The 24,785-nt window shown below is 70.5% G+C and carries 22 protein-coding genes; 15 read left to right on the forward strand and 7 right to left on the reverse strand.

Annotated features, from left to right (window positions below; translation table 11 throughout):
* Positions 1-84: 84 nt before the first annotated feature.
* The 3 genes from BUR99_RS01110 to BUR99_RS01120 all read left to right on the forward strand — a co-directional run bounded on the left by BUR99_RS01110 (position 85) and on the right by BUR99_RS01120 (position 4,098).
* On the forward strand, positions 85-852 hold the full coding sequence (locus BUR99_RS01110) for a hypothetical protein (RefSeq protein ID WP_074258550.1): 768 nt from the start codon (positions 85-87) through the stop codon (positions 850-852).
* Between the two features lie 172 nt (positions 853-1,024).
* On the forward strand, positions 1,025-2,452 hold the full coding sequence (locus tag BUR99_RS01115; RefSeq protein ID WP_074258551.1) for a flavin monoamine oxidase family protein: 1,428 nt from the start codon (positions 1,025-1,027) through the stop codon (positions 2,450-2,452).
* Positions 2,453-2,664: 212 nt separating this feature from the next.
* Positions 2,665-4,098, forward strand: coding sequence for a flavin monoamine oxidase family protein (locus BUR99_RS01120; protein WP_159440929.1), 1,434 nt, complete (start codon positions 2,665-2,667; stop codon positions 4,096-4,098).
* Positions 4,099-4,179: 81 nt separating this feature from the next.
* Here the strand turns inward: BUR99_RS01120 and BUR99_RS01125 are convergent, their stop codons facing one another.
* Both BUR99_RS01125 and BUR99_RS01130 read right to left on the reverse strand, forming a co-directional pair.
* Positions 4,180-5,952 carry an acetyl/propionyl/methylcrotonyl-CoA carboxylase subunit alpha gene (locus tag BUR99_RS01125; RefSeq protein WP_074258553.1) on the reverse strand — a complete coding sequence of 591 codons (1,773 nt, stop codon included), beginning with the start codon at positions 5,950-5,952 and terminating at the stop codon, positions 4,180-4,182.
* A gap of 96 nt (positions 5,953-6,048) precedes the next feature.
* A complete protein-coding gene (locus BUR99_RS01130; RefSeq protein ID WP_074258554.1) occupies positions 6,049-6,699 on the reverse strand; it encodes a Maf family protein in 651 nt (216 codons plus the stop codon).
* Between the two features lie 138 nt (positions 6,700-6,837).
* On the opposite strand from BUR99_RS01130, the gene BUR99_RS01135 reads away from it, so the two are divergent.
* The 4 genes from BUR99_RS01135 to BUR99_RS01150 all read left to right on the forward strand — a co-directional run bounded on the left by BUR99_RS01135 (position 6,838) and on the right by BUR99_RS01150 (position 11,014).
* A complete protein-coding gene (locus tag BUR99_RS01135; RefSeq protein ID WP_074258555.1) occupies positions 6,838-8,085 on the forward strand; it encodes a class I SAM-dependent RNA methyltransferase in 1,248 nt (415 codons plus the stop codon).
* Between the two features lie 2 nt (positions 8,086-8,087).
* The gene (locus BUR99_RS01140; RefSeq protein WP_074258556.1) at positions 8,088-8,795 is read left to right on the forward strand and encodes a response regulator transcription factor; all 708 of its coding nucleotides are present in this window, start codon (positions 8,088-8,090) and stop codon (positions 8,793-8,795) included.
* On the forward strand, positions 8,782-10,011 hold the full coding sequence (locus BUR99_RS01145; protein WP_143231320.1) for a sensor histidine kinase: 1,230 nt from the start codon (positions 8,782-8,784) through the stop codon (positions 10,009-10,011). The genes BUR99_RS01140 and BUR99_RS01145 overlap by 14 nt, the downstream gene beginning before the upstream one ends.
* Before the next feature lie 112 nt (positions 10,012-10,123).
* Positions 10,124-11,014 (forward strand): hypothetical protein, encoded by an 891-nt coding sequence (locus BUR99_RS01150; protein ID WP_234980704.1) that lies wholly within the window; start codon positions 10,124-10,126, stop codon positions 11,012-11,014.
* A 392-nt stretch (positions 11,015-11,406) separates the two neighbouring features.
* Here the strand turns inward: BUR99_RS01150 and BUR99_RS01155 are convergent, their stop codons facing one another.
* Together BUR99_RS01155 and BUR99_RS01160 are read right to left on the reverse strand one after the other, a co-directional pair.
* Entirely contained in the window at positions 11,407-11,634 is a 228-nt protein-coding gene (locus tag BUR99_RS01155; protein ID WP_074258558.1) for an acyl-CoA carboxylase epsilon subunit, read from the reverse strand.
* Positions 11,635-11,644: 10 nt separating this feature from the next.
* Complete coding sequence (locus BUR99_RS01160; RefSeq protein WP_074259394.1) at positions 11,645-13,243, reverse strand: acyl-CoA carboxylase subunit beta; 1,599 nt, start codon at positions 13,241-13,243, stop codon at positions 11,645-11,647.
* Between the two features lie 124 nt (positions 13,244-13,367).
* Between BUR99_RS01160 and BUR99_RS01165 the strand changes: the two genes are divergently transcribed.
* From BUR99_RS01165 to BUR99_RS01175, 3 genes are all read left to right on the forward strand, one after another.
* Entirely contained in the window at positions 13,368-14,300 is a 933-nt protein-coding gene (locus BUR99_RS01165; protein WP_084183506.1) for a biotin--[acetyl-CoA-carboxylase] ligase, read from the forward strand.
* A gap of 6 nt (positions 14,301-14,306) precedes the next feature.
* On the forward strand, positions 14,307-14,870 hold the full coding sequence (locus BUR99_RS01170; protein WP_074258560.1) for a PH domain-containing protein: 564 nt from the start codon (positions 14,307-14,309) through the stop codon (positions 14,868-14,870).
* A 190-nt stretch (positions 14,871-15,060) separates the two neighbouring features.
* The gene (locus BUR99_RS01175) at positions 15,061-15,807 is read left to right on the forward strand and encodes a DarT ssDNA thymidine ADP-ribosyltransferase family protein (protein ID WP_159440930.1); all 747 of its coding nucleotides are present in this window, start codon (positions 15,061-15,063) and stop codon (positions 15,805-15,807) included.
* 1 nt (position 15,808) lies between these two features.
* On the opposite strand, the gene BUR99_RS01180 is transcribed toward BUR99_RS01175, so the two are convergent.
* Positions 15,809-16,369, reverse strand: a complete 561-nt coding sequence (locus BUR99_RS01180) for a GtrA family protein (protein ID WP_234980705.1) — start codon at positions 16,367-16,369, stop codon at positions 15,809-15,811.
* Positions 16,370-16,456: 87 nt separating this feature from the next.
* Between BUR99_RS01180 and BUR99_RS01185 the strand changes: the two genes are divergently transcribed.
* The 3 genes from BUR99_RS01185 to BUR99_RS01195 all read left to right on the forward strand — a co-directional run bounded on the left by BUR99_RS01185 (position 16,457) and on the right by BUR99_RS01195 (position 19,533).
* A complete protein-coding gene (locus BUR99_RS01185) occupies positions 16,457-17,587 on the forward strand; it encodes a 5-(carboxyamino)imidazole ribonucleotide synthase (protein ID WP_074259396.1) in 1,131 nt (376 codons plus the stop codon).
* 111 nt (positions 17,588-17,698) lie between these two features.
* Positions 17,699-18,166: a 5-(carboxyamino)imidazole ribonucleotide mutase gene (gene purE / locus BUR99_RS01190; RefSeq protein ID WP_200802675.1), complete on the forward strand. Its 468-nt coding sequence runs from the start codon at positions 17,699-17,701 to the stop codon at positions 18,164-18,166.
* Positions 18,163-19,533, forward strand: coding sequence for an LCP family protein (locus tag BUR99_RS01195; protein ID WP_074258562.1), 1,371 nt, complete (start codon positions 18,163-18,165; stop codon positions 19,531-19,533). Before purE ends, BUR99_RS01195 begins: the two co-directional genes overlap by 4 nt.
* A gap of 90 nt (positions 19,534-19,623) precedes the next feature.
* Here BUR99_RS01195 and BUR99_RS01200 read toward each other — a convergent pair whose 3' ends face one another.
* A complete protein-coding gene (locus BUR99_RS01200; protein WP_074258563.1) occupies positions 19,624-20,772 on the reverse strand; it encodes a glycosyltransferase family 4 protein in 1,149 nt (382 codons plus the stop codon).
* Between the two features lie 149 nt (positions 20,773-20,921).
* On the opposite strand from BUR99_RS01200, the gene BUR99_RS01205 reads away from it, so the two are divergent.
* Entirely contained in the window at positions 20,922-21,872 is a 951-nt protein-coding gene (locus BUR99_RS01205) for a glycosyltransferase (protein WP_074258564.1), read from the forward strand.
* Positions 21,869-22,690, forward strand: coding sequence for a glycosyltransferase (locus BUR99_RS01210; protein ID WP_074258565.1), 822 nt, complete (start codon positions 21,869-21,871; stop codon positions 22,688-22,690). Before BUR99_RS01205 ends, BUR99_RS01210 begins: the two co-directional genes overlap by 4 nt.
* A 96-nt stretch (positions 22,691-22,786) precedes the next feature.
* Here the strand turns inward: BUR99_RS01210 and BUR99_RS01215 are convergent, their stop codons facing one another.
* Complete coding sequence (locus tag BUR99_RS01215; RefSeq protein ID WP_074258566.1) at positions 22,787-24,784, reverse strand: DUF7657 domain-containing protein; 1,998 nt, start codon at positions 24,782-24,784, stop codon at positions 22,787-22,789.
* Between the last annotated feature and the right edge of the window lies 1 nt (position 24,785).

Genomic DNA, 24,785 nt, shown 5'->3' on the forward strand with positions numbered 1-24,785 from the left:
ACGTGATCCGGAGGATCGCGTCCGGATGGCTGCGGGTCAGTAGATTCGTCCTGCCGGGCGGCTCCGGCAGAAGACGGAGGCGACATGGACCGGGTCTCGACGCGGCTCGCAGCGGTGCTCTTCGCGGCGGTGCTGGCCCTGACGGCATGCGTGCCATCGCCGGATCCCAGTCCCACCCGCACGCCCAACCCCACCCGCACGCCCAGCGCTGCTCCCACGCCGCACGCGTCGGCGGCACCGACCGAATCCGCACCGCCGACGGAGCCCGGTGAGGTCGTGGATCCGGTCGTGACGCGCATCGTCGTCCGACCCGAGCAACTCGACCTCGTGAACCGCGCAGGAGTGGTCGTCGGGGAACTCTCATACGACGCGGAAGCGGTCGCCTTCGTCGACACGATCTCGAACGTGCTCGGTGGTCCACCCGACGTGGAAGAGCGGCCGGGCGGCCATGAGTGGTTTCCCTGGACGAAGTACACCTGGCCGGGTGCGGTCGTCATCGATGACCATGAGCCCGAGGGCATCTCATCCGACATGAACGTGGCGGTCGAGTTCACCCATCCGGTCGTCGGCGACGGGATCTCGGTCGCCACCGTGCAGGGATTCCGTCCCGGTGACGATGCGCAGGCGTTCGCCGCCGAGGTGGGCGTGACCTGGCATGGCAACGGATTCGACCAGTTCCCTGCGGAGACCGGCCCCGACATCGGTGAACGAGGCTACGACGAGTGGGCCGGCACGTACTGGGAGTACGCGAACGCGAACGCCGTCGCGGTGAGTCTGTGGAGCCGCAGCAGCGATCCGGCGGTGACGAGCGTGCTCCAGGCGCCCTGGAACTTCGGAATCGGGCACGTCTGAACGGTCGGTGTCAGTGTTTCCGCAATCAATTCCACAACAACCGTGTCAACGCTGTTGATTTCCACCACCGTTCGTTGCTAGCGTCCGAGTCAGCACCATGGCGTCCGCGGCGCCGGAGCGGTTCCCCTGCCCGCAGACACCACCCCTGACAGTGGAGTCCCGGGAGGCGGACATGAACGAACGCAGCGAGATCGACAGCACCGACCACACGCATGGGGTGACCCGGCGTACGATCCTCGGCGTCGGCGCCGCCGGCGCCGCCGGCGTGCTCCTCACCGCCGGGGCCCGCCCCGGCGCCGCCGTCCCGGCCTCGTACAACCGCATGTGGGACACGATCGTGATCGGCGCAGGCGCATCGGGCCTCGGCGCCGCTCGCGTGCTGGCCGATGCCGGCAAGCGGGTGCTCGTGCTCGAGGCCCGTGATCGCATCGGCGGGCGCATGTGGACGGACCGCACGTCGATGGGCATCCCGATCGAGCGCGGCGCCGAGCTCGTGCACGGCACCACCGTCTCGACCTGGGGGCTGATCAACCAGCTCGGCCTCGCCACGCACCGGCAGACCGAGATCCACTCCCGGCTGACGCCCACGACGCCGTGGACGAACGCGTTCGACTTCGAATCCCTGCACTTCCCGCTCGGCGCTCCCTCCTACCCGAACGGGCTGCCCGACCCGGTCGACGGCGAGACCGCCCTGGCCTGGCTCGAACGCGTCGGCATCCCGCCTGAGAACTACTCGACCGCACTCGCGGCGATCGAGGTCGACTCCGAGCAGTTCGACGTGCTCCCGGCGTGGTTCGTCGTCGACACCGTGGTCGCGGGGCTCGAGACGCAGGATCTCTCGGGGCCGATGCCGCCCGAGGAGTACGGCGACTACCGGGTGATCGGCGGCTACAACCAGGTGCTGCAGCCCCTCGTCGCCGGCCTTCCGCTGGTGCACGGCGCGCGGGTGCACACGGTCGAGCATCGGGCCGGCCGGGTCGACGTGCACTCGAGTGCCGGCTCGTTCAAGGCCAAGACGCTCGTGGTCGCGCTGCCGGGCGGGGTGCTGAAGCACGGCGACATCGCCTTCGACCCGCCACTGCCCGCCGACAAGCGCGACGGGTTCCAGGAGATCGAATACCTGCCGGTCTTCAAGGGCATCCTCGAGTTCGCTCATCCCGTGCTCCCCGAGGACCACCCGCTGCCGCGAGCGTGGGACATCATGACGACGTTCTCCAAGAACCCGCCGAGCCTCTGGAACGGATCCGTCGGCACCCCCGGCTACGGCGGCGAGGTCATCGTCGCGTGGATGACGGGCGGGAAGGCGCAGGAGCTGCTCGACCTCCCCGAGGCCGAGCGGTTCCAGGCTGCGCTCGACAACATCCGCACCGCGGTCGGCGACCAGGGCCTGCAGTACGTCAACGCCTCGACCTACGACTGGTCGAAGGACGAGTTCGCCAGAGGCGCCTACCCCGGTCCGTTCTCACGCCGCAACGGCCTGAACGCGCCGATCGACGGCACGATCTTCTGGGCGGGCATGGTGACCAGCACCATCCACTCCTCGCGCAACTCCGGCGTGGCTGCGGCGAACGCCACCCTCGCCGCGCTGGCGCTGCGCTGAACCGACCCCGCCGTACCCGTGATCGACCGAGCCGTCGCGGGTACGGCGGACCCTCTCAGACATCGGTGGGCGACGCGTCGCCCACCGACCGGCGCCGCCTCGTTGCGCCACCGACCGCTCCACCAGACCACCGACCGCTCCACCGACCGCACGATTGCACCGCTGCACCATTGACCGATCCGATGCACCACGACATTCAGGAGGCAGTACCGATGCGCGACCATGAAACGAACGGCCCCGCGAGTCCGGCTCGCGGCGGCATCCTGACCCGGCGAAGCCTGCTCGCGGCAGGTGCCGTCGGTGCGGCAGGGCTCCTGCTGACCGCCGGCGCGAAACCGCCCCAGGGCGACTGGCAGACTCGCACCTGGGATGCGATCGTGCTCGGTGCCGGCGCCGCCGGCCTCGGCGCGGCGCGGACCCTCGCGGACGCCGGCCGCAGCGTGCTCGTACTCGAGGCGCGGAATCGCATCGGCGGGCGCATGTGGACCGATCGCACCTCGATGTCGATCCCGATCGAGCGCGGCGCCGAGCTCGTGCACGGCAGCACCGTCTCGACGTGGGGGCTGATCGACCAGCTCGGCCTGATGACGCACCGGCAGACGAAACTGTTGGGCAGGCTCCGGCCCGAGACGCCGTGGATCGACGGATTCCACTACGAATCCTGGCAGTTCCCGCTCGGTGCGCCCTCGTACCCGAACGGGCTCCCCGCCCCCACCAGCGGTGAGACCGCGCTGCACTGGCTGCAGCGGGTCGGCATCACGCCCGACAACTACCCGATCATGCTCGCAGCGATCGAGGTCGACACCGAGCAGTTCGACGTGCTGCCGGCCAAGGAAGCCGCCAAGACGATCGAGACCGCCCTCAAGTATCAGGGCCTCACCGGCCCGATGCCGCCCGAGGAGTACGGCGACTACCGGGTGATCGGCGGCTACGACCAGGTGCTCCAGCCGCTCGTGGCAGGCATCCCGCTCGTGCTGAACGCCCCCGTGCACACGGTCGACCACGCGCCGGGCCACGTCGAGGTGCACACGAACCGAGGCACCTACTCGGCGAAGTCCCTCGTGGTCGCGCTGCCGGGCGGTGTGCTGAAGCACGGTGACGTGGTGTTCAACCCGCCCCTGCCTCCCGAGAAGAGCAACGGCTTCCAGGCGATCAGCTACCTGCCCGTGTTCAAGGGCATCCTCGAGTTCGCACACCCCGTGCTCCCCGCCGGACACCCGGTGCCGCAGGGCTGGGACATCCTCACGACGTTCTCGAAGAACCCGCCGAGCAACTGGAACGCCTCGGTCGGCACGCCCGGTTTCACCGGCGAGGTGGTCGTATCGTGGATGACCGGCGGAAAGGCTCAGGAGCTGCTCGACCTGCCCGAGTCGCAGCGCTTCGCCGCCGCTCTCGACAACCTCCGAACGGCGACCGGCGACCAGGGGCTGCAGTACACGAAGTCGTCGACCTACGACTGGTCGAAGGACCAGTTCGCACGGGGCGCGTACCCCGGCCCGTTCTCGCGCTGGAACGCCAACGGCCTCTACTCGCCGGTAGACGACACGATCTTCTGGGCCGGAATGGTCACCAGCACGGTCGCCTGGTCACGGGACACCGGCGTCGACGCCGCGAACTCGGTGCTCGCGGCGCTGGCAGGGCGCTGACGCGAGAGCCGAACGACGAACCGCCGCGCAGTGCCGGACCCGGCACCGCACGGCGGTTCGCAGCGATCGAGGTGTTCGTGCCTACGCGTCGACGATCGCGAGCAGCAGGTGCCCGCTCGAGACGGTGGCGCCGGCCTCGGCGTTCACGGTGCCGATGACGCCGTCCTTGTGGGCGAGGATCGGCTGCTCCATCTTCATGGCCTCGAGCACGAGCACGAGGTCGCCCTTGACGACCTTGTCGCCCTCGGCGACGGCGACCTTCACGATGGTCGCCTGCATGGGCGCCTTCACGGCATCGCCGGTGCCGGTGTCGACGGCATGCGATGCGGCGCGGCGGCGAGGTGCCGCACCCGCGGTGCTCGAGGCGGACGACCCGCCGCCGACGATGCGCTTCGGCAGCGTGACCTCGACTCGGCGGCCGGCGACCTCGACGACGACGCTCGTGCGTTCGGCGGGGCCCGCGTGCTCTGCGAGTTCGCCCGACCACGGTTCGAGCTGGTTGTCGTACTCGGTCTCGATCCAGCGCGTGTAGATCGAGAACGGCTCGTCGCCGGCGGGCGCGAATGCCGGGTTGTTCACGATGTCGCGGTGGAAGGGCAGCACGGTCGGCAGGCCCGCGACCTCGAACTCGTCGAGCGCCCGGCGAGCGCGCTCGAGTGCGTCCTTGCGGTCGCGGCCGGTCACGATGAGCTTGGCGAGGAGCGAGTCGAACGCCCCCGAGATCTCATCGCCCGAGGTGACGCCGGAGTCGATGCGGATGCCGGGGCCGCCAGGGAAGCGGAGCTGGTGCACCGGCCCGGGGGCCGGCAGGAAGCCGCGACCGGGGTCTTCGCCGTTGATGCGGAACTCGATCGAGTGCCCGGTCGTGACGGGGTCGGCGTAGTCGAGCACGCCGCCCTCCGCCAGGCGGAACTGCTCGCGCACGAGGTCGATGCCCGTGACCTCTTCGGAGACGGGGTGCTCGACCTGGAGGCGGGTGTTGACCTCGAGGAACGAGACCGTGCCGTCTTGACCGATGAGGAACTCGCAGGTGCCGGCGCCGACGTAGCCGACCTCGCGGAGGATCGCCTTCGAGGACTCGTAGAGCTGCACGGTCTGCTCGTCGGTGAGGAACGGCGCGGGGGCCTCCTCGACGAGCTTCTGGTGACGACGCTGCAGCGAGCAGTCGCGCGTCGAGACGACGACGACGTTGCCGTGCGCGTCGGCGAGGCACTGGGTCTCGACGTGTCGCGGCTTGTCGAGGTACTTCTCGACGAAGCACTCGCCGCGACCGAACGCGGCCACGGCCTCGCGGGTCGCCGAATCGAAGAGCTCGGGCACCTCTTCGCGGGTGCGGGCGACCTTGAGGCCCCGGCCGCCGCCGCCGAAGGCGGCCTTGATCGCGACGGGCAGCCCGTGCACGTCGACGAAGTCGAGCACTTCGGAGGCATCTGCGACGGGGTTGAGCGTGCCGGGAGCCAGCGGGGCGCCGACCTTCTCGGCGACGTGGCGCGCGGAGACCTTGTCGCCGAGCCGCTCGATCGCTTCGGGCGAGGGGCCGATCCAGACGAGGCCGGCGTCGATCACGGCGCGGGCGAAGTCGGGGTTCTCGGCGAGGAAGCCGTAGCCCGGGTGCACGGCGTCGGCGCCCGAGCGGCGAGCGACCGAGAGGATCTTGTCGATCACGAGGTACGTGTCGGCGCTCGTGGTGCCGTCGAGGGCGTACGCCTCGTCGGCGAGCTTCACGTGCCGCGCGTCGCGGTCCTGATCGGCGTAGACGGCGACGGAACCGAGACCGGCGTCACGGGCGGCCCGGATGACGCGGACGGCGATCTCGCCACGGTTGGCGATGAGGACCTTGGAGATGCGCGGCATAATGCTCAAGCCTATTGCGCGCGACGGTCGGCTCTTTGGGTGCCTTCCACAAAAAGAGCGGATGTCTCTTGCGGACACCGACAATCGACGGAACGGTCAGCCGGCTTCGGGACGACGATTCCAGAGGGACGGCCATGCCACGCCGAGCTCGCGCACGAGGTCGCGGAGGGTCGAGAGCGAGAGGCCGACCACCGTCGACGGGTCGCCCTCGACACGGCGGATGAAGGGCCCGCCGAGGCTGTCGATCGTGAACGCTCCGGCCACGAGCAGCGGTTCGCCGGTCGCGATGTACGCGTCGATCTCGGCATCGTCGAGCGCCGCGAAGCGCACGGTCGCGACATCCGCTCGCCCGACCGCCCCGTTCACCCGGCCGCCGCGATGGTCGATCAGCCAGTGGCCCGACCAGAGTTCGCCGTGCCCGCCGTTCTGGGCGAGCCAGCGCTGCTTCGCGACGTCGGGCAGGTGCGGCTTGCCATGGATCGCGCCGCCCGTGAGGAACGCGGAGTCGCCGCCGAGGATGAGGCCGTCGATCGGCTCGCCGTCCGGCTCGGCCCCGATGAGCGCCTCGGCCTTCGCCTGCGCGAGGAGCTGCACCATCTCGCGCGCGGCGAGCGGACCGGATTCGGCCTCGCGGGCGGCGACCACCGCCTCCTCGTCGACGCCAGGCGGTGCCGCGATCGGCTCGATGCCGGCCGCGCGGAGGGTCTGCAATCGGGCGGGCGAGGTCGAGGCGAGATAGAGGCGCATGCGTCCATCCTGCCCGCCGGCTCGTCGCTGTGGAATGCTCGATGCATGCCAGACAACCGACGCCCACGTCGAAGCGGTGGGCGCAAGCCCTCGCGATCGCCCCGCCCCGCCCCGAAGCCGCCGGCCACCGATGGCCCCGTGATCGAGCTCGAGGTCGAGCGTGTCGCGCACGGCGGTGTGTTCGTCGCCCGGCACGAGGGGCGCGTCGTGTTCGTCGCCGACGCGATCCCGGGGGAGCGGGTCGCCGCTCGGGTCAGCGATCAGGGCAAGGAGAAGTTCTGGCGCGCGGAGACCGTGGAGGTGCTCGAGGCGTCGTCCGACCGCCGCGCGCACGTGTGGGCCGAGGCATCCGTCGACCGTGCTCCCGAGCTGCGGCCCGGCGGTGCCGAATTCGGCCACATCGCCATGGCGCGCCAGCGCGGCCTGAAGGGTGAGGTGCTGCGCGAGGCGCTCTCCCGCATGGCGGGCGTCGAGGTCGCCGTCGAGGTCGACCCGGTCGATCCCGGCCTCGCGCCGGGGGTCTCGAGCGACGACGGCACCGGTTGGCGCACGCGGATGCGCCTGCACGTCGGCCCGGATGGACGTGTCGGACCGTACGCGGCCCGGAGCCACACGATCGTGCCCGTGACCTCCGTTCCCCTCGCCGTACCCGAACTGGCCGCGCTCGCGCCGCTCGGGGACCGTTTCCCGGGTGCTGCCGCGATCGACCTGATCGCCCCGAGCGCCGGCGACCCCGCGATCGTCATGGTCGAGGGCGACCGTCCGGTGCGCGGCGCGCGCCCGACGATCGAGGAGCGTGTGGGCGAGCGCAGCTTCCGGCTCGACCGAGACGGCTTCTGGCAGGTGCATCGCGGCGCGGCCGCGACGCTCACCCGCGCGGTGCAGGAGCTCATCGACGGCGACCTCTTCGACCCCCGCGCCGCCAACCACGACCTCTACGGCGGTGTCGGGCTGCTCGCCGCCGCCGTCGGCGACCGCTTCGGCGAGACCGTGCGCATCACGACGGTCGAGTCCGACGTGCGCGCGACCGAGCACGCGGGGGCGAACCTGTCGGAATGGCTCGGCGCCCGTGCCGTGACCGCCCGCGTCGACCGGTACCTCGCCGAGCTCGCGGCCGACTCGGGCGCCTCCGAGCGTGCGCGTCTCCGTGACGCGACGGTCGTGCTCGATCCGCCGCGCGCCGGCGCCGGGCGCGAGGTGGTCGAACGGCTCGCCGAGCTGCGCCCGCGACAGCTCGTCTACGTCGCCTGCGACCCGGTCGCCTTCGCCCGCGACGTCGGTCTTTTCCGCGAACGCGGCTACGAGCTCGACGAGCTGCGCGCCTACGACCTCTTCCCGAACACCCACCACGTCGAGGCGGTCGCCCGCCTCCGCGCTATCGTGTGAACGTGGAAACGGGGGACGTCGGGGCTGCGGTGCCGACACGGGAATCGGATGCCGCTGCGACGGTCGCGATCGTCGACGACCATGAAGCGGTGCGACTCGGCCTGCGCGCAGCGTGCCGCGACGCCGGGTACGACGTCGTGGTCGACGCGGCGAGCGTGCCGGAGCTGCTCGAGGGCCTCGCCGGTCGGTCGTGCGACGTCGTGGTGCTCGACCTCTCGCTCGGCGACGGATCCTCGGTGACCGAGAATGTGCGGGCCGTGCTCGCCACCGGCAGCGCGGTGCTCGTGCACAGCATCGCCGATCGTGTGGCGGCGGTGCGCGAGTCGCTCGCAGCCGGCGCCGCCGGGGTGATCCCGAAGGCCTCGCCGATGTCCGCCGTGATCAGCGCGATCGCCACGGTCGCCAGGGGCGAGGTGCTCAACAACGTCGAGTGGGCGAGCGCCATCGAGGCCGACCGCGACTTCGCGAAGGCGCAGCTCGGCCGCCGCGAGCACGACGTGCTGCACCTGTACGCCTCCGGGCTCCCGCTGAAGCTCGTCGCGGCTCAGCTCGGCATCGCGCACTCGACGGCCCGCGAATACCTCGATCGGGTTCGGGCGAAGTACATCGAGGTGGGTCGCCCGGCGCCGACGAAGGTCGACCTGCTGCGTCGCGCCGTCGAAGACGGGATCCTCCCCGGGCTCGACGATGGCGGAGATGCCCGCCGTTGACTGGCGGGTGACGCGACTCTCGCGTCGCCGCTCCACGGTGACCCGGGCTCAGGTCGAGACCGTCGTCGGCCGTGCGCTCGGCGTGTTCGGTCTCGTGTTCGGCGCTCAGACCGTGCCGATGGCGCTCGCGCAGGCCGGAGCGCTCATGCCGGGTGCCGGTGCCGCACTCATGGCGGTGCTCTACGGCGCGATCGTCGGTCTCGCGGTCGCGACCATCACGAAGGTCGCGGTTCGCACCGCGAGTCTCGCCTTCGCGCTGCTGTACGCGCTCGCCCTCGTGGCCTGGCCGTTCCTCGTCGACGACCCGGCGGCGCTCGAGGGCGCCACGCCGTGGCTCTACTACCTGTGCACCGTCGCGACCACGGCCGCCGTCGTCGCGGTACCGCCGGCCTGGGCGGCCGTGTACACGCTCGTCGTGCCGGCGGTCTACGGGGTGATCCGGTTCATGCCCTCCGGTGGCGACGCCGGACCGTTGCTCGCGGTGCTCGACGCGATGTACGCGGTCGTGCTGGGCGTCGTCGTGCTCGTCATCGTGACGATGCTGCGCCAGGCCGCAGGAGCGGTCGACAGCGCACAGGAGGCGGCGCTGGAACGGTACGACCTGGCCGCGCGCCTGCATGCGAACGAGATCGAGCGGGTCAAGGTCGACGCGCTCGTGCACGACAGCGTGCTGACCACGCTGCTCTCCGCGGCGGCGGCGACGACGCCGGACCAGCAGCAGCTCGCGGCGCGGATGGCACGAGACGCCGTGCAGCGACTCGACGAAGCGGGCGCCACCGGCCCCCGCGCGCTCGATCGGGTCGGTCTTCCCGTCCTCGTGCGGCGGCTGCGCGCCGCGCTCACGACGTTCACCACGCCGTTCACGGTGCGGGTCGTCAACGCCGGCGGCGTCGAGCTGCCGGTCGAGGCCGTCGAGGCCCTGCACGCCGCGGCCGTGCAGGCGATGGTCAACAGCCTGCAGCACGCCGACGAGCCGGGTCTGTCCACGAGACGCGAGCTCCGCATCAGGGGAGTGCGCGCAGGCGGGTGCGTCATCGAGGTCGCCGACAGCGGCCGCGGGTTCGTGCTCGAGGAGGTGCCCGCCGAGCGCCTCGGCCTGCGCGTCTCGATCGAGGAGCGCATGGTCAACGCGGGCGGCGCCGCGCACATCGAGTCGCGCATCGGACACGGGACGACGGTCACCCTGGCGTGGCCGCAGGGGGCGGGCGGCGCATGATCTCCATTCCCCGCTGGCTGCTTCTCGTGCTCGGCGCCCTGTTCTCGGCCTATCACGTCGTGCTCGGCATCTCTACTCGCTGGGCCAGGCGGCATCGCCGTGGCCCGCGGTCGTGGCGCTGCTGCTCTACTCGACGGCCACGACGATGAGCCTCTGGCCCGCGAAGCGCGTGCGCATGCCCGATTGGCTCGCGGCGTTCGACCTCGCCGTCTCCATCGTGATGCCGCTGCTGGTGACGAGCCAGCTCGACCCGGACGCCGAGAACGGGTACGCCACGTGGTACGTCGCCGCGGTCGGCACGCTCATGACGATCACCGCGGCACGTCGCCAGCTGACGGCGGCATGGCTCGGGGTCATCGCTCTGGCCGTGCAGAGCATCGTCTGGGCGGGGCCGTTCTCGCTCGGCGGGCTCGGCGTGATCGGCAGCATCGTGTGGGTGGGCATCGCGCACATGCTGACGAGCGCGCTGACCAGTGCCGCGCGCGAGACGCGACGCTACGCACAGGCCGAGCGGGAGGCCGCGGCATGGCAGGCCGCACAGGACGCGCACCTGTTCGAGGGGCGCATGCGCCTCGCCCACACCAATCGGCTCGCGGCTCCGATGCTGCGACGCATCGCGGACCGGGGCGGGGCGCTCACCGCGGCGCAGCAGGCCGAGTGCCGCATGCTCGAGGCGGCCATCCGCGACGAGATCCGCGGCAGGATGCTGCTCACCGATGCGGTGCGGTTCGAGGTGCAGCGCGCCCGAGCCCGCGGCATCACGGTCACCCTCCTCGACGAGGGCGGAATCGACGATCTCGACGAGGCGACTCGGAACCGGGTGCTCTCGCGTCTCGCCGACGCGGTGGCGGGCTCTTCGGCCGATCGGATCATCGTCCGCACCGCGGCCGAGGCATCGCCCGTGGCGGTCACGGTCGTGGGGCTCCGGGAACAGGTCGGCGATGTTGCGGACACCGACGAGGCCGAGGTCGAACTGTGGTTGGAGATCCCCCGCGCGTTCTGAACCCGGCCCGACGTGAGGGTCTGAAGTCCTGAACCCGGCCGGACATGAAGGTCTGAAGTCCTGAACCCGGCCGGACGTGAGGGTCTGAAGTCCTGAACCCGGCCGGACATGAAGGTGGGGGGCCGATCCGAGATCGACCCCCCATCAAGCCCGAGTCACAGCGACAACCCGAATGTCACCCTGACTCGCCCCCAACTGTCAACGGTTACCCGACCGATGACGGTGGCGACTCCTGTGGAGCCTGCACTGTCCATATTGGTGCACGATCTGAAATCCGCACAGTCATCATTTCGGGGGACAAGAAATGTCCCCCATCCTCCGAATCCTCGACGTTCCGGCCGCAGGGCTCGAAGCGGTGCCGCCGGATGCCCGGATTTCGGGGGACATCGCGGTCAGGCTCCGGCGCGCACCCAGCGGCCGGGGCCGACGTCGAGCGGTCGGCGCATGGCGCCGCCGCTGCGGACCCAGGCACTGCGGCCCGGGTCGACGGATGCCTCGTCGGCCGACTGCTCGCCGAGGGCCGCGAGCAGCACCGCAGTGACCGCGGCGGCGTCTTCGGGCGTGACCACCCGGGTCTCGAAACGCAGCGCGTCAGCGCGTTCGTCGATGTCGTCGCTCATGTCGGCCGCCCTACAGCGGGATGTTCCCGTGCTTCTTGGCCGGCAGGCTCGCGCGCTTCGTGCGCAGCGCCCGCAGCGCCTTCACGACGGCCACGCGGGTCGCCGCGGGCTCGATCACGCCGTCGAGCTCACCGCGCTCGGCGGCGAGGAACGGCGAGGCCACGTTGTACGTGTACTCGTTGGCGAGCTTCGTGCGCACGGCCGCGACGTCTTCGCCGGCCTCCTCTGCGCGTTTGATCTCACCTCGGTAGAGGATGTTCACGGCGCCCTGGCCGCCCATGACGGCGATCTCGGCGGTCGGCCAGGCGAGGTTGATGTCGGCGCCGAGCTGCTTGGAGCCCATGACGATGTACGCGCCGCCGTAGGCCTTGCGCGTGATGACCGTGACGAGCGGCACGGTCGCCTCGGCGTAGGCGTAGAGCAGCTTCGCGCCGCGTCGGATGACGCCGGTCCACTCCTGATCGGTGCCGGGAAGGTAGCCCGGCACGTCGACGAGGGTCAGGATCGGGATCGAGAACGCGTCGCAGAATCGCACGAAGCGCGAGGCCTTCTCGCCGGCTGCGATGTTCAGGGTGCCCGCCATCTGGCTCGGCTGGTTGGCGATGATGCCGACCGAGCGCCCCTCGATGCGGGCGAAGCCCACGACGATGTTCGGGGCGAACAGGGGCTGCACCTCGAGGAAGTCCCCGTGATCGACGATGCCCTCGATGACCGTGTGCATGTCGTAGGGCTGGTTCGGCGAATCGGGGATGACGGTGTTGAGGCGCCGGTCGTCGTCGGTGATCTCGAGTTCGACCTCGGCGTCGTAGACCGGGGCATCCGTCATGTTGTTGTCGGGGAGGAACGAGATGAGCGTGCGCGCGTAGTCGAGCGCGTCCGATTCGTCGCTCGCGAGGTAGTGGGCCACACCCGAGACGGTGTTGTGGGTGAGCGCGCCGCCGAGCTCCTCCATGCCGACGTCCTCGCCCGTGACGGTCTTGATGACGTCGGGTCCGGTGACGAACATCTGGCTCGTCTTGTCGACCATGATCACGAAGTCGGTGAGGGCGGGGGAGTAGACCGCGCCGCCGGCCGCGGGGCCGCAGACGATCGAGATCTGCGGGATGACGCCCGAGGCCTGCGTGTTGCGGCGGAAGATCTCGCCGTACTTGCCGAGGGCGACGACGCCCTCCTGGATGCGGGCGCCGCCCGAGTCGAGGATGCCGATGATCGGCACGCCAGTCTTCAGCGCGAGCTCCATGACCTTGATGATCTTCTCGCCCGCGACCTCGCCGAGCGAGCCGCCGAAGATCGTGAAGTCCTGCGAGTACACGGCCACCTGACGGCCGTGGATGGTGCCCGTGCCCGTGACGACGGCGTCGCCGTAGGGGCGTTTGCCCTCCATGCCGAACGCGTGCGTGCGGTGCCGCACGAACTCGTCGAGCTCGACGAACGAGCCGGGGTCGAGCAGCTCGGCGATGCGCTCGCGCGCCGTCATCTTGCCTTTGGCATGCTGCTTCTCGATCGCCGCCTCGCCCGACGCCGTCACGGCTTCGTGGTAGCGCAGCTTGAGGTCGGCGAGCTTGCCGGCGGTCGTGGAGAGGTCGGGGCCGTCAGTCGCTTCGGTCACGCCGTTCACTCTACCGCTGAGCAGTTGGCCGACTTCCTTGACGGATTCCTACAAAAACGACCGCGCCACTGGTGGCAATCGCCATGCGAGTGGGCGCGCGCGTACGGCTGGGTAGGGTGATCGCATGGATTGGGAGCGATCGCGCGCGGCAGTGCCGCGGTTCGAGTTCCGCGACGAGGTCGGCTCGACGAACGACGAGCTGCGTGCCGCCGCGAGCGGGCCGGATGCCGCGGGGTGGGGCCATGGTGCCGTGCTGGTCACCGACAACCAGACGCACGGGCGAGGCCGCCTCGGCCGGGTCTGGCTGGCCCCGACGGGAAAGACCCTCGCGATCTCGGTGCTCCTGCGTCCCGAACTCGACGGCGGCGCACCCCTTCCGCCGGACGCCTACGGCTGGATCCCGCTCATCGCGGGGGCGGCGATGACCGAAGCGGTGCGGCGAGCCGTCGAGCTGCACGTGCCGGCGGGCACGGGTGCCGGCCAGCCGCCGTCGTCGCCGGAGCAGGATGCGCCCACGGCATCCGCTCGCCCGAGCCGACGTCGTCTGCGTGCCGAGGAGGCCGAGGAGCCCGACGGCAGCGGCGGGGTCGACGTCGAGCTCAAGTGGCCGAACGACGTGCTCGTCTCGGGGTACAAGATCTGCGGCATCCTCTCCGAACTGCTGCCCGACTCCGGGGCCGTCATCGTCGGGGCGGGGCTCAACCTCACCCTCGACGAACACGACCTGCCCACGTTGACCTCCACCTCGCTGCTCCTCGTCACCGGCGTGCAGCCCGACGCCGATGCCGTGCTCGCCGACTACCTCGCCACCTTCCTCCGGATGTTCGGCGCATTCGTCGATTCGGGGGCGGATGCCGCGGCGAGCGGCGTCGCCGCCCGGGTCGCCGAGCTCTGCGGCACGATCGGCAGCGACGTGCGGGTCGAACTGCCGGGCGACCGCGAGCTCCTCGGGCATGCCGAGCGGCTCGATGCCGACGGCCGACTCGTGGTGATCGACCGTGAGAACGGTGAGCCGTGGTCTGTCGCCGCCGGAGACGTGACGCACCTGCGGTATTAATGGCGTATGAGGCCTGCCGAGACACCCGAGTCGGTCGTGCCGGCGGCGCAGCCGCCCGAGCGCGTCGTCGCGAGGGTGCGACGGCACGCCCGCGTGCTGATCCTCCCCGCGATCCTGCTCATCGCGGTCGCCGGGGCGGCCGCCTACGGTGCGGGCGTCGTCCGCGAGACCTGGCAGTTGCTCGCGGTCGTCGGCGGAGCGCTGCTCGTCGTGCTGCTCGGCTCGTTCCTGCCGTTCCTCGCCTGGCTCACGCGGCGCACGACGATCACGACCCGGCGGGTCATCGGCCGCAGCGGCATCTGGGTCCGGGTGCGGCAGGAGATGCTGCTGAGTCGCGGGCGCGACGTGACCGTGCGCCGAACCTGGGGCCAGAGCGCGTTCGGATCGGGAGACGTGCGCATCGACACAGGGCACGAGAAGCCGTTCGTGCTGAAGGACGTGCCGAAGCCCGAGCTCGTGCTGGGCGCGCTGCATGAACTCATGGGCGAGGAGCAATCGCGCGTCGCGGAGCGTCGTCGCGCCGAGCAGACCATGCTCGACGGCGACACCGTGGCATGGGGCGGACGCTGAACCTGAGTGATCGTGCAGCGGGACGTCGAGAAAGGACGTAACGTGGACAGGTGGTCTCGCGTCGCCCGAGCGCGAGCCGCACGATGAAGGGTTTCTCTTGGCCGACGAATGCAAACACGGTTTCGATGACGGCCTCTGCGCCATCTGCTTCCCCCCGCCCGAACCGGAGGCGAAGCCTGCGCCCGCCCCGGTGGCGCGCTCGGCACGGTCGACGACGACCCGCAGCGGCCGGCCTCCGGCTCGAGTGCCCGGTGCCTCGCGGCCGACGATCGCGCCCGATGCCCCGCGCCTCGACCTGAAGGCGATGCGCATCTACCACGTGACGCACATCGACAACCTGCCGCCCATCCTCGACGCCGGCGCCCTCCTCGCCGACGCCGCCGGAGCGGTTCCGGTGGTCGACCTCGCCGCGCCGCACGCCCGCGAGTACCGCCGCGGTGCCGCGATCGACGGCACCGATGCCGTCGTCGCCGACTACGTGCCGTTCCTGCTCACGACCGATGCGCACGTCTGGAACGCGGTGCGCACCGCGACGCCCGACCCGCGTCTCGGCGAGGAGGCGATCACGCGCGCACCATCCGACTTCGTCATCTTCGTCAGTTCCCTCACGAGCGCCCAGGCGGGCAAGGCCGAGGTGGCGGGCACCATCGTCGTCAGCGAGTCGGATGCCGCGGTCAGCGGCACCGCCGTCGCGACCGAGTGGGCCGACGTGCAGCGTCTGCTCCAGCGTCTGCACCGCGACGAAGCGGGTGCCGGCCTCGACGGGGCCGAGCTGCTCGTGCGCGAGTGCCTTCCGCTCGACGACGTCGCGCTCATCGCCGTCGCCAACGAGCCCGTGCGCGACCGGGTGCGGGCCGAGCTCGCAAGCGCCGGCGTGCGAGCCCGAGTCGCGGTGTACCCGCCCTGGTTCCAGCCGACCGTCGAGTCCGCGGAGTAGGTCAGGCCGTGGGGGCGTTCGTCGGCGACGGCGCCCCCTCGGGCTCCTCGAAGATGGCGCGCTGCGCCTCTTCGACGCGGGCGAGGTTCGAGAGGCCGTCGGCCCGGTGGTGCCCGAAGACCCAGTAGCGGTAGAGCACGAAGCGGAACGCGGTTCCGAGGCCGAGACCGACCACGTTCGTCGCGATGTTGTCGGCCACCAGGCTCGTATAGCCGAGCCAGTGGTGGCTGATCCAGAGGCATCCGAGCGCGATCGCCATGCCTCCGAGCGAGACGATCGCGTATTCGGCGAACTCGCGCACGTAGTTGCGGCGGCGGTGGTTGCGGAACGTCCAGTAGCGGTTGCCCAGCCAGTTGAAGATGATGGCGACGCTCGTCGAGATCGTCTTCGCGCCGATCGCCGACTGCGCCCAGTGGTCTTCTCCGAAGACCCCGAGTCGCAGCAGATTGAAGAGCAACACGTCGATGACGAGGCCGATGAGGCCGACGACGCCGAACTTCACCGCGTAGGCGAGCAGGCCGTTCCAGAGACGTCGGAGGGCGCTCGCGAAGCGGGTGGACACCGGCACATCCTATGCGCTCGGGCGCGGCCTAGACTGAACTGGGCGCCCGTGCGGGCGTCGTCGACGGCGGTGAACGGAGTGCATGGCGTGCGGGTCGGAGTGATCGGTGGAGGGCAGCTCGCCCGGATGATGATCCCCGCGGCGATCGAACTCGGAGTCGACCTCCGAGTGCTCGCCGAGGCCGAGGGGATGTCGGCCGCGATCGCGGCCGATCGCGTCGGCGACTACACCGACACGGCCACCGTGCTCGCGTTCGCGCGCGAGGTCGACGTCATCACCTTCGACCACGAGCACGTGCCGCAAGACGTGCTGCGGGCGCTCGTCGACGCCGGAGTGGCGGTGCACCCCGGCCCCGATGCACTGCGCATCGCGCAGGACAAGCTCGTCATGCGCGAGCGCCTCTCCGAACTCGGACTCCCGGTGCCCGACTGGGCCCGCGTCGAGAACGCGGCGGAACTCGACGACTTCATCGCCGACCACGGCGGCGTCGCGGTCGTGAAGACGCCCCGCGGCGGCTACGACGGCAAGGGCGTGCGCGTCGTGCGCAGCGCCGCGGAGGTCGCCGAGTGGTTCGTCACGCTCGTCGAAGACGGCAGCGCCGGCGCCCTCCTCGTCGAGGAGCTCGTCGACTTCCGCCGCGAACTCGCCCAGCTCGTCGCTCGTCGCCCGTCGGGAGAGGTCGTCGCGTGGCCGCTCGTCGAGACGGTGCAGGTCGGGGGCGTCTGCAGCGAGGTCATCGCGCCGGCGCCCCGATCTGCGGGCCGGCTCGCGGATGTCGCGGCCGACGTCGCGATCACGATCGCCGAGGGGCTCGGGGTCACCGGCGTGCTCGCCGTCGAACTCTTCGAGACGAGCGACGAGCGGATCCTCGTCAACGAACTCGCGATGCGGCCGCACAACAGCGGCCACTGGTCGATGGACGGTTCGACCACCGGGCAGTTCGAGCAGCACCTTCGTGCCGTGCTCGACCTGCCGCTCGGCGCCACCGGCAGCCGCGACGACTGGTCGGTCATGGTCAACGTGCTCGGCGGGCCGGTCGAGGGCTCGCTCGCCGACCGTTACGCTGCCGCGCTCGCCGGCCACCCCACCGTGAAGGTGCACAACTACGGCAAGGCGCCCCGGCCCGGTCGCAAGATCGGTCACGTCACCGCGACGGGCGACGATCTCGATGCGGTCGTGTACGAGGCGCGGGCCACGGCGGCGTTCTTCCAGGACTGATGCCGCGGAGTCGGCGGCATCGGCCGCGTGCCCTGCGGTCATCTCACAGCACGCGGCCCTACACTCGATCAAGTGATTGAGACGAACACCGCACCCCTCGTCGGCGTCGTGATGGGTTCCGACTCCGACTGGAACGTGATGCGCGAGGCATCCGCACTGCTCGACGAGTTCGGCGTCGCGCACGAGGTCGAGGTCGTCTCAGCGCATCGCACGCCCGAGAAGATGATCGCCTACGGCAAGGAGGCGGCTGGGCGCGGCCTCAAGGTCATCATCGCCGGCGCCGGCGGCGCCGCGCACCTGCCCGGCATGCTCGCCTCGGTCACGACGCTGCCCGTGGTCGGCGTGCCCGTTCCGCTGTCGCGACTCGACGGACTCGACTCGCTGCTCTCGATCGTGCAGATGCCCGGCGGCATCCCGGTGGCGACCATGGCCATCGGCGGCGCCAAGAACGCCGGTCTCTTCGCGGTGCGTGTGCTCGCAGCATCCGACCCTTCCCTCGCCGACGCGCTCGGCACGTACGCGACCGACCTCGCCGCACTCGTCGAGGAGAAGAACGAACGGCTCAAGCAGAACCGATGACGCTCGCCGCAAGCCCGATCCGCTATCCGGACGCCGCCTCGCGCACGGTCATGACCCGCCGCGCGTGGTGGCTCGTCGTGCTCAACTTCCTGATCCCGGGTGCCCCGCAGGTGCTCGCAGGCAGTCGAAAGCTCGGGCGGTTCGGCTTGGGAGCGACGCTCGTGCTGTGGACCTTGGCGATCCTGGCCCTCGTGGTCTGGCTCCTCTGGCCTGCGACGCTCTACACGGTCTTCTCGATGTCGATCACGCTCTGGATCGTCGCGCTGGTGCTCGCCTTCTACGCGGTGCTCTGGGTGATCCTGACCCTCGACACGCTGCGGCTCGTGCGCCTCGTGAAGACGGCTCCCTCCGCCCGGGTGTGGGTCGCCGGCCTCACCACCCTCGTCATGGTCGGGGTCTCGGGTGCGGCGGCCTACGGCGCCTACTTCGCCACGACCACGAGCGGTTTCATCTCGTCGGTGTTCGCCGCCGGCCCGAGCCAGCCGCCGGTCGACGGCCGCTACAACATCCTGCTGCTCGGCGGCGATTCCGGCCCCGACCGCGAGGGCATGCGGCCCGACAGCATGACCGTCGTCTCGATCGACGCCGAGACCGGGCAGGCGGTCACGATCGGCCTGCCGCGCGACCTCGAGTACGTGCCGTTCCCCGAGGACTCGCCGCTCGCGGCCGTCTACCCCGAGGGCTACGGCGCGATCGACGGCTGCGAGGTCGACGTCTGCCAGCTCAACTCGATCTACACCGAGGTGGAGCTGAAGAGCCCCGAGATGTACCCGGACGCCGTCGCCGAAGGCAGTGAGCCCGGCATCGAGGGGGTCAGGGATGCCGCAGAGGGCATCACCGGCCTCGAGATCCAGTACTACGCGCTCATCGACATGCAGGGATTCCAGCAGCTCATCGACGCGCTCGGCGGAGTCGACATCAACGTCGACACCCGCATCCCGATCGGCGGCGACGAGGACAACGAGGGCGTCGACGGATGGATCGAGCCCGGCCAGCAGCACCTCGACGGCTACCACGCGCTCTGGTACGGCCGCGCACGCTACGGCACGGCCGGCGGCGACTACGAGCGGATGGCACGCCAGCGCGTGCTGCAGGAGGCGGTGCTGCACCAGTTCACGCCGACGAACGTGCTCGCCAAGTTCCAGGAGGTCGCGTCGGCGGGAGCGGACACCGTGAAGACCGACATCCCGCAGTCGATGCTCGGCTACTTCGTGAACCTCTCCATGAAGACGAAGGAGCTGCCGATCACCTCGGTCGAGCTCGTGCCGGCGAACGGCGTCGACCCCACCGATCCCGACTGGGACTACATCCGGTCGCTCATCGACGGCGCCCTGGCGCCGGCGACCGAAGCGCCGACAGAGGAGTGAACCGGGCGATCGAGCGGATGCCGCGGCATCCGCTCGATCGCCTGAGGCAGCGCACGAATCGGCTCGGCTCGATTCGGATCGCGCCTCGGCTCAGAGGTCGGCGTGCAGTTGCCAGACGCGCTCGGCGGAGTCCCGCCAGCTGAAGGCGTGCGCGCGATCGCTGGCCGTCACGGAGAGGCGCTCGGCGAGTGCCGGGGACTCGACCACGGTGCTGATCGCCGCCGCGAGTCGCTCGGTGTAGCCGCCGCCGATGCCGATCGGCACCATCAGGCCGCCCTCCGCCGCCACTTCGACGTAGGCGGGGGTGTCGGAGTGGATCACCGGCAACCCGAACGAGAACGCCTCGATGAGCGAGGTGCCCGACCCCTCGTCGTGACTCGGCGCGACGAACGCCGAGGCGCCCGCGAGGATCACGGACAGGTCGGCGGCATCGGTGGTGTCGATGGCATGCACGCGACGCGGGTCGACGCCAGCCTCTTCTGCGACGGTCGCGAGATGCAACTCGCCCCACGTCGGCTGGCCGATGACGACGAGGTCGATGTCGGGCATGCCGGGCCGGCCGAGGGCGCCGAGCAGGTCGAGCACCCCCTTGCGGGGCTCGAGCGTGCCCGTCGCCACGAGGTAGGCCGCCGGAAGCGCGAGCCGCGCCGCGCGGGCGGCGGAGTCGGCAGCATCGGTCGGAACGACCAGTCCCGGCCGGGGAGCCGTGCCGATGACGCGCACGCGGTCGCCGAGGTCGACCACCTGGGTGAGCCGCTCCGCGAGCGCGTGCGTCGGCACGACCACCGCGTCGGCGTGCTTGCGGGCTCGCTTCAGCATGCTCTTGTGCCACGCGACCGAGGTGGTCGTGAGCGACTCGGGATGGGTCCAGGCGAGGAGGTCGTGCACGGTGACGACGACCTGGTCGCCGGAGACGGTGCGGTCGTGCCGGCGGAGCGGGGCGAAGAGCCCGGGGGCGTGGATCATGCCGCCGCCGGGCGAGGTCGTCAAGCCGAGTTGCCATGCTGCGGCGAGCTCTCGGCGTGCGAGTGTGGTCTTGTAGAGCCCGGCGAGGCCGGGGAACTCCGACTCGAGGCGTTCGTAGTCGGCCGGAGCCGATGAGGAGACGATGCCCTCGACCTCGCAGCCGGGAGGCGCTGCCTGGATCAGGGCGCGGGTGAGGGCCTCGCTGTAGGCGCCGAGGGGGCCGGGGACCGGCGCGATGACCTGATCGACGATCATGCGGAGGGTCGTGGGCATGTGGCTCCTTCGTGCGTTCGGTGCGCGGGCACCTCGACCAATCTAGCGTCGCGTACCTTGGAATCAGCGGGAATCCAGCGCCTGTGGAGGGAACGGGCCGCGCGACAGGGCAAGATGGAGTGTTCCCCGTCCTCGAACCCGAAGAGTCAATGAGTTCGTCAGCTGCCAGCCCTCGCGTGATCGCGGTCGTCGTCGCCTACAATCGGCGCGATCTTCTCGTCGAGGTGCTCGAGGCCCTCGCCGCCCAGCGGCATCCGCTCGCTCGCGTCGTCGTCGTCGACAACGCCTCGACGGATGACTCGGCCCAGGTCGCGCTCGCTGCCGGCAGCCTCGTCGACCTCGTTTCGCTGCCGCGCAACACGGGCGGCGCAGGCGGCTTCGCCGCCGGGATGGCCGTCGCACTCGACCGCCACGAGCCCGACTGGCTCTGGCTCATGGACGACGACACCGTGCCGACCCCCGATGCGCTCGCCGCCCTGCTCGCCGCGGTCGACGGCACCGATGTCGTCGCCGCAGGTTCCCGGGTGATCTGGACCGACGGCTCCGAACATCCGATGAACACGCCGAGGGCCAAGCCGTTCGTCTCGAAGGCCGAACGCGTCGCGGCCGCCCGTCGCGGCGCCGTCGCCATCCGGAGCACCTCGTTCGTCTCGATGCTCGTTCGCGCCGATGTCGTGCGCGAGGTCGGACTGCCGATCGCCGACTACTTCATCTGGAACGACGACTTCGAGTACTCGACGCGGGTGCTGCGCGGTCGCCGGGGCCTGCACGTGCCGGCATCCGTCGTCGTGCACAAGACGAAGGTGCTCGGCTCGACCGACGCCGACCCGGGGCCGCGCTTCTACTACGAGGTGCGCAACAAGCTGTGGATGTTCCGGCGGTCGCAGAGCCTGTCGGCGTTCGAGAAGGCGCTCTACGGGGCGTCCAGCGTGCGACGGTGGATCAGGACGTTCGTCCGCTCGTCCGATCGTGCGGTGCTCCGAGACGGCTGGCGGCGCGGTTACCGCGACGGCACGCGCACCCGGCCGCGGCCGAACGCGTCGTCGCTTGCCGGCCTCGGACCGGCCTCCGCCTCGGTCGAGGCGGTGGAGCAGGCGTGAACGGTGCCTTCTCGCTGCTGATCCCCGTCTATCGCGGCGACGACCCCGCTCATTTCGCGAAGGCGTTCTCGTCGAGCGTCGGCGAACAGACTGTGAAGCCTGCGCAAGTGGTGCTCGTGCAGGACGGACCGGTCGGCGACGTGCTCGCCGCAGCGATCGACCACGCGGTGGAGTCCAGCCCGGTGCCGGTGACCCGGCATCGGATCGAGGACAACGTCGGACTTGCCCGCGCGCTCGACGTCGGCCTGACCCTGTGCGAGCACGAGATCGTCGCCCGCATGGATGCCGACGACATCTCGTTGCCCGAGCGGTTCGCGCGTCAGCTGCCGGTCGTCGAAGGCGGTGTCGACCTCGTCGGCACCGGCATGTTCGAGTTCCTCGATGACGGGGGCGCCATCGTCGCCCGTCGTGTTCCGCGCACCGGGCACGACGAGATCTCGCGGTACGCGAGGTTCCACGACCCGTTCAGCCACCCGACCGTGATGTACCGGCGGAGCGCCGTGCAGCGCGCGGGCGGCTACCAGCCGCTCGGCCTCATGGAGGACTACTGGCTGTTCGCGCGGATGATCGATGCTGGTGCATCCGTCGAGAACATCCCCGACCCGCTCGTGATGTACCGAGTCGGCGCCGGCGCCTACGCGCGCCGTGGCGGCCAGGCCCAGTGGCGCAGCGAGCTGGAGCTGCAGCGCGCGCTGCGGCGCATCCGCTTCACGAGCCGCTGGGAGTACGTGCGCAACGTGAGCGTTCGCGGCGTGTACCGATTCGTTCCCGAAGGCGTGCGCAAGATCGCCTACCGGCGACTCATCGCGAAGGGCTGATCCGGCGATCGGTCGTGTGCGACGCGCACGACCCGGTCGTCGGGAGGCCGCCCGATGCTGTTCCGCGCGGACACGCCCGGAACAGCATCAGGGGAGTCACTCGGCGTCGTCGAACTCGTAGACGTGCACGGGGGTGTCCTTCCACTGGATCACGTCGCGCTCGACGAGACAGCCCTGGGGCAGTTCGTCGCGCGACATCACCGTCGTCAGCTCGGGGTAGGACTCGCGCAGGCTGCACGGGTTCGCGGTGATCGTGATGACGTTGTAGTTCGTCGCCTCGACCTCGACGCCCGGCTCCTCGGTCCAGACGATCCGGATCCGGCTGCCACCGCGATTCCAGGCCTCCTCTGCCGCGCCGGAGGGATCGAGCCGCTCCCATTGCTCCGCTCGCGGACCTGACGGCTGCGGCCCCGAGAGCGAGGGCAATCCGTTGGCGAGCATGATCGCGTCCATGGCCCGGAAGTCGCTGGCCCAGACCTCGCCCGCCGCACGGACGTCGTCGGCCGCAGCGGCGAAATAGCGCGCCGGATCCGAATCCCGGTATCCGCCGAGCCCGACCGTGATCGGATTCACGGTTGCGGTCGACCCGGCGGCGAGGAGTGCGACGATCGCGATCGCCCAGACCTTGTCGCCCCATCGGACCATGAGGAAGGCGGCCGCACCCGACAGGATGCCGGCGATCCAGACCGCGGCCGTCGACATGTCGGGAATGATGAACCGTTGCAGGAGGGAACCCGCGTACAGACCGATCGCGGCCACCACCACCGCGATGCCGGCCGCGCGCGCCGTGCTCGTGCGTATGCGGGAGAGCATCAGGCACAGCACCAGCACGCCGATGATGCCGACGACCTGCGCGGCACGCTGCGACGGCATCTGGCTGAAGATCGGAAGCCGGGCGCTCGCGTCACCGAATGCCAGCGAGGCCCATGCGAGCCACACCAGGCCCCAGCCGAGGAGGACGCCGACCGGCAGCCAGAGCCGCCATTCGCGCTTCACGAGGCGCACCAATGCTCCGGTGACGAGCAGCGCGACCATGACGAACGCGACCGTCCACGATGCGGCGAGTTCGCTCTTGTTGGTCATCCCGCCGAACGAGGTCAGTTCACCGCGATCGACCGCGAGCGCCGACGGAGCCCCGAACAGCATCTCGAAGATGGTCGGGGCCGAGGGGAGCCGGCGGTCACCCGGGTAGAGCGTGTTGCCCATCGCGACGAGGCCATCGCGGACATCGGCCAGCATGCCGATCATCAGGACGACGGTGAGCAGACCGACTCCGACGAGATAGCCCCATCGGATCCTCGGCCGGGCCTCGCGGTCGAGGAGGATGCGCAGGGCGCTCACGATGAGGAGCGGGACACCGAGCAGGAGCGACCAGAGCAGGTAGGCCGAAGGGATTCCCGCGAGCAGGATGGCCGCGACGATGCCGAACGGCAGGGCGCGCCAGATCCGTCCGGCAGCGATTCGCCGGTACCCGGCCAGGAGGGCGACGCACCCCGCGAGCGTGAATCCCATGACGTTGACGGGCTGCAGCGACCACCACGCGACCGCGGGCGAGGCCGCGATGAGGAGGCCGGCGAGCCACCCGAGTCTGCTGTTGAATCCGAGCTGCCGGAACCAGATCGGCATGCACGCCAGGAACAGGATCGTCGGCAGCCACCAGTGGAGGCTGAACAGGATCGCGTCGGGGATGATCCCCGCGAGACGGAGGATCGTCCCATCGAAGAAGACGAGGGCGCCGACGGGGCCGCCCTCGCTGTAGCGCATGGCGAGCCCGGCCTGCTCCGCGAGGGGCGGGAACGACGGCAACCCATTGGTCGACATGATCGACAGGAACGTCGGCGTGCCGCCGAGGTACTCGTCCCAGCGGATCTCCTGAGCGTTGCCGGCCAGGATTCCGTCGCGACCGCCCGTTGTCTGCTGCAGGTAGTCCTGAGTGAGGTTGGACGTGGTCGTGCCGGTGAGGACGAGCGCCGCGAAGACCGCGAACAGCAGGACGTGCGCCCAACGATCGTTCACGCTCAGCCACACCACCGCGCGCGTCGACCACTTCCGGAACGTGCTGCGAGTGGCGCCGGTCCGCGACGATTCAGTCATC

It is taken from the genome of Agromyces cerinus subsp. cerinus, from assembly GCF_900142065.1.
Lineage (GTDB): Bacteria > Actinomycetota > Actinomycetes > Actinomycetales > Microbacteriaceae > Agromyces > Agromyces cerinus.